The organism is Protofrankia sp. CiP1_Cm_nod4 (genome assembly GCF_982290645.1).
On the sequence record NZ_CEVIVC010000051.1, the window covers coordinates 27,584 to 33,652 of the forward strand.

The window sequence follows — 6,069 nt, forward strand, 5'->3', positions numbered from 1 at the left end:
TCCGGTAGACATTCACCGTGGACACGTACACATAGGTACCGGCCAGCGGCTCCAGGAGTCTCGCCCCGGCCAGGACATCCCGCGGCGCCAACTCGGATGCGGACGTGTCGATCACGGCATCCCAACGGCCGTGCTCGGCGAGCGCGGCCAGGTCACGCCCGCTCGTCCTGTCCCCGGTCACGGCAACCGCCCCCGTCGGCGGAGGACCGGAATGCCCTCGGGTGAACGTGGTCACCGCCCAGCCCCGTGCGAGTGCGTCGGCCGCCACCGCCTTGCCGAGGAACCACGTGCCACCAAGCAGAAGAACACGCACCCTCCGATGCTGCCGCACGCAAGCCCCTACAGGCCAGGACGAATCGCCCTACAACCAAGATTGGTGCGGGAGCGGCACACATATACACCTATCTGCAGATGGTCCGCCACAGTCAGGTGGGCGAAGCCTTCGCCCGTGCCGCCGCACGCCACGACATTCGCACCATGATCCAATTCTGAACCGGCATCCACGGCCGGAGTCTCCCAGCACATCACGCTCCGGCCACGAACGTCTTCCGCACCTCCCCGCGACGCCTTCGAACCGCGCACGATGTTCCCGCCTACCCTCCAGCAACGGGCGGCCGGATTGGCTTGCCAGGCAGTCACGACCGCGGCTGCCTGGCGCCCGCCCCACACGCTCACGGGGTGGCTACCGCATCCCGCCGCCAACCGGTCACACTGAGAGAGAACCGGGCGGGCGCTGACAGACCTACGGGCTGCCGACCCCGCCGACAGCCGTGTGGAGCGTCAAGGGGGGATCGTCATGGATCCGGTCGGGGCTGTCACTCCCGAACGGCAGGAGGCCGTCGCCACCCGGGTGGCCAGGCGGACCGGGCAGCGCCGCGGAACGATCGACACCCTGCGCCAGCCAGGCGGGATCGCCCGGGCTGACGAGCCGGCGCGGGTCGCCTCCCGGATCGACCGGCTCAGCCGCCACCACCCGGACGTCCGGCCGGTCAACCCGGCGGCGATTGTCACCGGGGAACCAGCCGCGGTGGCCGCCGCGGGCGCGATCCTCGAACGGATCATCCAGGTCAACGACCTCCTCGGCGTGGGCTACCTGGAAGGCGGGGTGGCCGCCGCCCGGGCCGTCGGCCGGATCAACATCCGCGACAACCGGGGCCGGCTGCTCGGCTACGGCACCGGCTCGCTGGTCTCCCCGGAGCTGCTGCTGACCAACCAGCACGTCCTGCCCGACGCGGCCACCGCGGCCTTCAGCAGCGTCGAGTTCGACTACCAGGACGGGGTCGACGGCCGGCCGCTGCCGCTGCAGGGTTTCGCGCTGGACCCGCGCCGGTTCTTCCTCGCCGATGAGGGGCTGGACTTCGCCCTGGTCGCGGTGCAGGCAACCCCGGCGCAGCTGGCCGCGTTCGGGTGCAACCGGCTGGTGGAGGCCGAGGGCAAGGCCATCATCGGGGACTTCGTCACGATCATCCAGCATCCGCGGGGGGAGAAGAAGCAGGTCGCGTTGCGGGAAAACCGGATCGTGGACCTCCTCGACCGCTACCTGCACTACGAAACCGACACCGAACCCGGCTCGTCGGGCTCCCCGGTCTTCAACGACCAGTGGGAGATCGTCGCCCTGCACCACGCCGGCGTCCCGGCACCCGCCGGCGGCGAACTCGGCAGCATTATCAACGAGGGCATCCGGGTCAGCCGGCTGGCCGCGTTCCTGCGCGGCCACCACCTGCCCCCGGCCCAGCAGACGCTGCTCGACCGGCTGTTCACCGACCCGACCGGCCAGGCCACACCACCGGCGCCCCGCCCCGCCGTGCCGGCGGCATCCCCGCCCGTCGGCAATGTACGGCCGTCGGTGGCCTTGACGGTCCCGTTCGACATCCGGCTGCGCGCCGACCTGCTCAGCTCCGACCAGCCGGCGGCGGGCGAGGCGATCCGGATCGACCCGGACTACGCCAGCCGCCGCGGCTACGACCCCGCCTTCCTCGGTGACGGCCATCGGGTGCCGCTGCCCACCCTGCCCGCCGAGCTGCTGCCGCTGGCGGCGGTCAACCGGCGCGCCGCCGACGGGGACCCGGCCTATGTGCTGCCCTACCACCACTTCAGCGTCGTGCTCAACCGGCAGCGGCGGCTGGCGTTCTTCACCGCGGTCAACATCGACGGCAACGCCAGTTTCCGGCTGCGCCGGGAACCGGACCGCTGGGCGTTCGACCCGCGGGTGCCGGCCGACGAGCAGACCGGGGAGGAGGTCTACCGGGACAACCCGCTGGACCGCGGCCACCTCGTCCGCCGGCTCGACCCGGCCTGGGGCGCCTCCCGGACGGTCGCCAAGCTGGCCAACGACGACACCTTCCACTTCACCAACTGCACCCCGCAGCACGCCGACTTCAACCAGAACCAGACCACCTGGGCCGGCCTGGAGGACTACATCCTGGAGAACGCCGACACCCACGACCTGAGGGTCAGCGTGTTCACCGGTCCGGTGCTCAGCCCGGACGACGAGCCGTACCGGGGGGTGCAGTTGCCCCGGCAGTTCTGGAAAGTCGTTGTGATGGTTAAGGACGGCGGCGGGCTGTCGGCTACCGCCTACCTGCTCAGCCAGGAAAGCCTGCTCGACGGGCTGGAGGTCGCCCCGGAAGCCTTTTCCTACGGCGCCTACAAGACCTACCAGGTGCCGGTGCGGCGGATCGAGGCGCTGACCCGGCTGTCGTTCGACGCGGCTGCCGCGGCCGACCCGCTGGACCGCAGGGAGGCGGCGGTCGGCGCCCGGGAGATTGTTCATCCGCAGCAGATCGTTCTGTGACGGGGCCGGTTGCACCCACGGAGCTCTTGGTCGGGCATGGCGCGTAGGTGCATCGACGCCCCGCCCATGTGCCGGTTCCGAGTCTCCGTCGGCGACGGTGAGGGATCTCTTCGCCCTGCGGGCTCGCCTGGTTCCCCGGCGCGCGGGGAACCAGGCGAGGGCGTTGCTCGATGAGCGGAGCCGTTCAGCCGTGGGAGCGGGGGAGCACGGTCACCAGAAGCCCAGGTACCGCCTGATGATCACGCGGGCCGTGCAGGCGGGTCCGGCCGCCGGTGCGGGTGTTCCAGGTCGGGGCTCCGGCGTAGCGCACCCACGCGACGGCCTCGCCGTCGGTGCAGATCATGCGCAGTTCGGGCGCACCGGTGATCGTGCCGACCTCGTCGGTCCACCCCCGTCCGGTGGGGCGGTGAGCAGGGACTGGAATTCCATCATGATCTTGTCATGAGGAGCAGGTGTTCAGCATGCTCTGCAACGCGGACTTCTCGCTGGACTGCAGTTTCAGCCCCCAGTGGTACTTGGACCGGATCCACATCTTCGAGTAGGTGCACCGGTAGCCGGAGAGCGGCGGCTGCCAGGTGGAGGGGTCCTGGTCACCCTTGGCCTGGTTGACGTTGTCGGTGACCGCGATCAGCTGCGGGTAGCTCAGGTCGTTGGCAAAACTCTGCCGTTTGCTGGTGGTCCAGCTGCTGGCCCCGGACCGCCAGGCCTCGGCCAACGGCACCACGTGGTCGATGTCGACGTCGGCCGGGCTGTACCAGGTGGCACCGTCGTACGGGCTGTACCAGGAGCCGGAGGTCGGGTAGCAGTTGCTGCCGACCGTCACGTTCGTGCCGTCGCGCTTGAGGACGGTTTCCCGGGTGTCACAGGTCCCGGAAATGATGATCCAATGGGGGAACAGGTCCCGGGAGTAACCGGTCATGCTGCCCTCGGCGGCCACGGTCAGCGCGTTGAGCTCGGCCTGCGCGGTCGCTTTACTCGGAATGTTGGGCGGGGTCGCCGACGCCGGGGTCGTCAGCACTGCCAGCGCGACGGCGGTCAGGGCCGCGCTGGCCAGGAGGGCCCAGCGGCGGCGCGAGGGGGCAAGGGAACGGAACACGGCTCTCCTCTTCGAGGCGGGGAAATGAGCCCATCAACCGTCCACGAAGAAGATGATTTTTCAGGTGTTGCTACCTGACCGGCGAGCAACACCAACCCGAAGATTTCGATCCGTCCGCCACCGGTTTGCCGTCCCGTCGATAGTTTGTCACCGGGTAGCGGCCCAGGAGGGGTTGTTCTCGCCGGAAAGCCATGGCCGGCAAGTTCCGCTTGCGGAAAAAGGTGAGGTCGAGGCGTGCATGCGGCTGTGGGGGAGTGTCAAGTTAACGGCTCTGGTGCACTTTCGGTGGTGACTGGCAGCGGTCCCGGCGCACGGTGACGAACGCGGCCTGGACCCGGTCGGCGCGGATCGCGCCGGTGGCGCGCAACGCCGCGGCGTAGTCAGCGAGGCGGGCGGCCAGCGGGTCGGTGGTCGTCTCCGGTGTGCTCACGCAGGCTCCTGACAGTGACGGGGAGCGCGCGTCGCTGTCGTCGGAAGTGTCACGGGAGTACGCCCCCTTCGTCAGGACGTCCAGGCCACCCAGGGTGGTCAGCTCCGGCGGCTCGTAGGGAACATCCCGTACAGGATCACGGTCTTTCTCGTCCGGCGTGCCGTGGATGCTGGTCACGGAAGCTCCTCGTAACGGTCGTGACGGGCGGGGTATGACGATATCCATGCCACGGAAACACACGCGTTTCTCTCGAAGGCCCAGGCGCGCCGGCCGACGAAGTCTTCCAAGGTGACGGGCTGCCGGACCTGTGGTTCGGCGGCAATGCGATGAAACCATGCGTGCGCGATGGCCCAGTCGGTGGTGACGAAACTCGCCACCACTTCCCGCTCGGCATCGAGGACGAGGAATGCCCCGGCGGTCACCGTCGGCGCGGCGCCTGGCCGGCCGGGTATGTGCGCAGGCCCGGCCATCATCGGGTTGTCACACCGCACCGGTCCGCGCCGGGCGGCCGCGATGCCACGTCGCGGCCCGTATCCGGGTAAAAGCAGCATTCCATATTGCGCTCACAGATGATTCGGTGCGCATCGTCGACTCCTGCATCACGACGTTTTCTGGCATACGAGGACAGCCCGCCGGTCGCCGCGTGCAAAGGATTTCTCCAGAATGTGGGCAGGCAGACGGGCTGCCTGCCCACACCCGGTCACCCCGCCGGCCCGGATCGTGTCAGCAGACCGGCGGGGGACGTCAGGGGGCAGACTGCTGTTGGCCGTCACGGCGGGTGATGGTTCACGGCGGGGTGGTCGCATCTGTCGCTTCTCGTGAACACCGTCCAGGTGACCATTTCGCAGGTGGTGAGGGTGACGTACCGGGTGATCCGCTGGGTTCTGTCCTCGACCTGTAGCGGCAGCATGACGTCCCCGCGGTGTGCGGTGTCGTGGGCCCAGGCGTGGGCGTGGTCCCAGTCGGTGAAAGCGGCGAGTTGTTCGCCGACACCGTCGAGGACGGCGTAGGCGCGGATCTCCCCTCGGACGGGGGTGGTTCCCTCTGCCGTCCCCGCCATGCTGTCCGCGGTGTTCTCGCCGTCGGCGGGGTGTCCCGGCCGCGGGGCGGGATGATCGGGGCGCGGGGACGCGCACGCGGACCTCGGTATGCGCGGTCGCGCGCCAGCAGGGCCGGTCGAGAGTTCTGCCCGTGGCAGTGGGTAGCCGGCCGTGTGACGCCCATCCGGCCCCGCCTGTTGTGCGTCGTCCTCGCTGGGCGGGGTGCGACGCGGGCGGGCCTGCGCGGTGCGGACGGCGGTCAGCATGGTCGGGTTCCTCCTGGTCGGAGCGGCATGGTCGGGGAGCGCCCGGAGCCGGTCACGGACCCGACGCAGAAGGACGAGATCGTCCACGACAGGGACGGGCCGGAGCGGGCCGAGCTGCGGCTGCCGGTGCGGCAGGAGAACGGGAAGGGGAGGGTGTGCGGCGGCCAGGGCGGCGCTGTCCCGGCCGCCGCACACACCCCCGGGTGGACTATCCATGGTCATGGCGGCGGCCGGCGTTGTCCGGGAGGGGTTGCCGTGGTCGAGGGAGCCTCCCGACCAGGGCTGGTGATGCCGGGTGGTCACCGGCCCGCAGGATGATCGTCCAGGCGTCGAGGGTGTCCAGGTCCGCGGTGATGGCCGCACGGACGGCCGGCACCGGGGACAGGTGGGCGGGAGTGGGTATCAGCACCGCGCAACCCCCGGCTCGACCGACGACGTCGAGA

7 protein-coding genes and 1 pseudogene are annotated in these 6,069 nt (G+C 69.9%); 1 reads left to right on the plus strand and 7 read right to left on the minus strand.

The window, feature by feature from the left end; all coding sequences use genetic code 11:
- Positions 1 to 313 (minus strand): NAD-dependent epimerase/dehydratase family protein (locus AC5LSR_RS12050; RefSeq protein ID WP_493468463.1); only part of this gene is annotated, 313 nt, incomplete at its 3' end.
- 483 nt (positions 314 to 796) lie between these two features.
- Here AC5LSR_RS12050 and AC5LSR_RS12055 point away from each other — a divergent pair.
- Positions 797 to 2,794, plus strand: a complete 1,998-nt coding sequence (locus tag AC5LSR_RS12055) for a DNA/RNA non-specific endonuclease (protein WP_493465630.1) — start codon at positions 797 to 799, stop codon at positions 2,792 to 2,794.
- Between the two features lie 184 nt (positions 2,795 to 2,978).
- Here AC5LSR_RS12055 and AC5LSR_RS12060 read toward each other — a convergent pair whose 3' ends face one another.
- From AC5LSR_RS12060 to AC5LSR_RS12085, 6 genes and pseudogenes are all read right to left on the minus strand, one after another.
- Positions 2,979 to 3,137: a hypothetical protein gene (locus AC5LSR_RS12060; RefSeq protein ID WP_493465629.1), complete on the minus strand. Its 159-nt coding sequence runs from the start codon at positions 3,135 to 3,137 to the stop codon at positions 2,979 to 2,981.
- Positions 3,138 to 3,233: 96 nt separating this feature from the next.
- Positions 3,234 to 3,890: a GmrSD restriction endonuclease domain-containing protein gene (locus AC5LSR_RS12065; RefSeq protein ID WP_493465628.1), complete on the minus strand. Its 657-nt coding sequence runs from the start codon at positions 3,888 to 3,890 to the stop codon at positions 3,234 to 3,236.
- Positions 3,891 to 4,152: 262 nt separating this feature from the next.
- Positions 4,153 to 4,497 carry a hypothetical protein gene (locus AC5LSR_RS12070; protein ID WP_493465627.1) on the minus strand — a complete coding sequence of 115 codons (345 nt, stop codon included), beginning with the start codon at positions 4,495 to 4,497 and terminating at the stop codon, positions 4,153 to 4,155.
- On the minus strand, positions 4,494 to 4,793 hold the full coding sequence (locus AC5LSR_RS12075; protein ID WP_493468464.1) for a hypothetical protein: 300 nt from the start codon (positions 4,791 to 4,793) through the stop codon (positions 4,494 to 4,496). The genes AC5LSR_RS12070 and AC5LSR_RS12075 overlap by 4 nt, the downstream gene beginning before the upstream one ends.
- 296 nt (positions 4,794 to 5,089) lie before the next feature.
- Positions 5,090 to 5,848 (minus strand): hypothetical protein, encoded by a 759-nt coding sequence (locus AC5LSR_RS12080; protein ID WP_493468465.1) that lies wholly within the window; start codon positions 5,846 to 5,848, stop codon positions 5,090 to 5,092.
- Positions 5,835 to 6,069: pseudogene (locus AC5LSR_RS12085) on the minus strand (hypothetical protein); the annotation flags it as partial. The gene AC5LSR_RS12080 and the pseudogene AC5LSR_RS12085, both read right to left, overlap by 14 nt.

Excerpts from the sequence above, each read along its gene's own strand:
- AC5LSR_RS12080 (WP_493468465.1), bottom strand. The coding sequence starts at position 5,848 with ATGACCATGGATAGTCCACCCGGGGGTGTGTGCGGCGGCCGGGACAGC.
- AC5LSR_RS12075 (WP_493468464.1), bottom strand. The coding sequence starts at position 4,793 with ATGATGGCCGGGCCTGCGCACATACCCGGCCGGCCAGGCGCCGCGCCG.
- AC5LSR_RS12060 (WP_493465629.1), bottom strand. The coding sequence starts at position 3,137 with ATGATCTGCACCGACGGCGAGGCCGTCGCGTGGGTGCGCTACGCCGGA.
- AC5LSR_RS12055 (WP_493465630.1), top strand. The coding sequence starts at position 797 with ATGGATCCGGTCGGGGCTGTCACTCCCGAACGGCAGGAGGCCGTCGCC.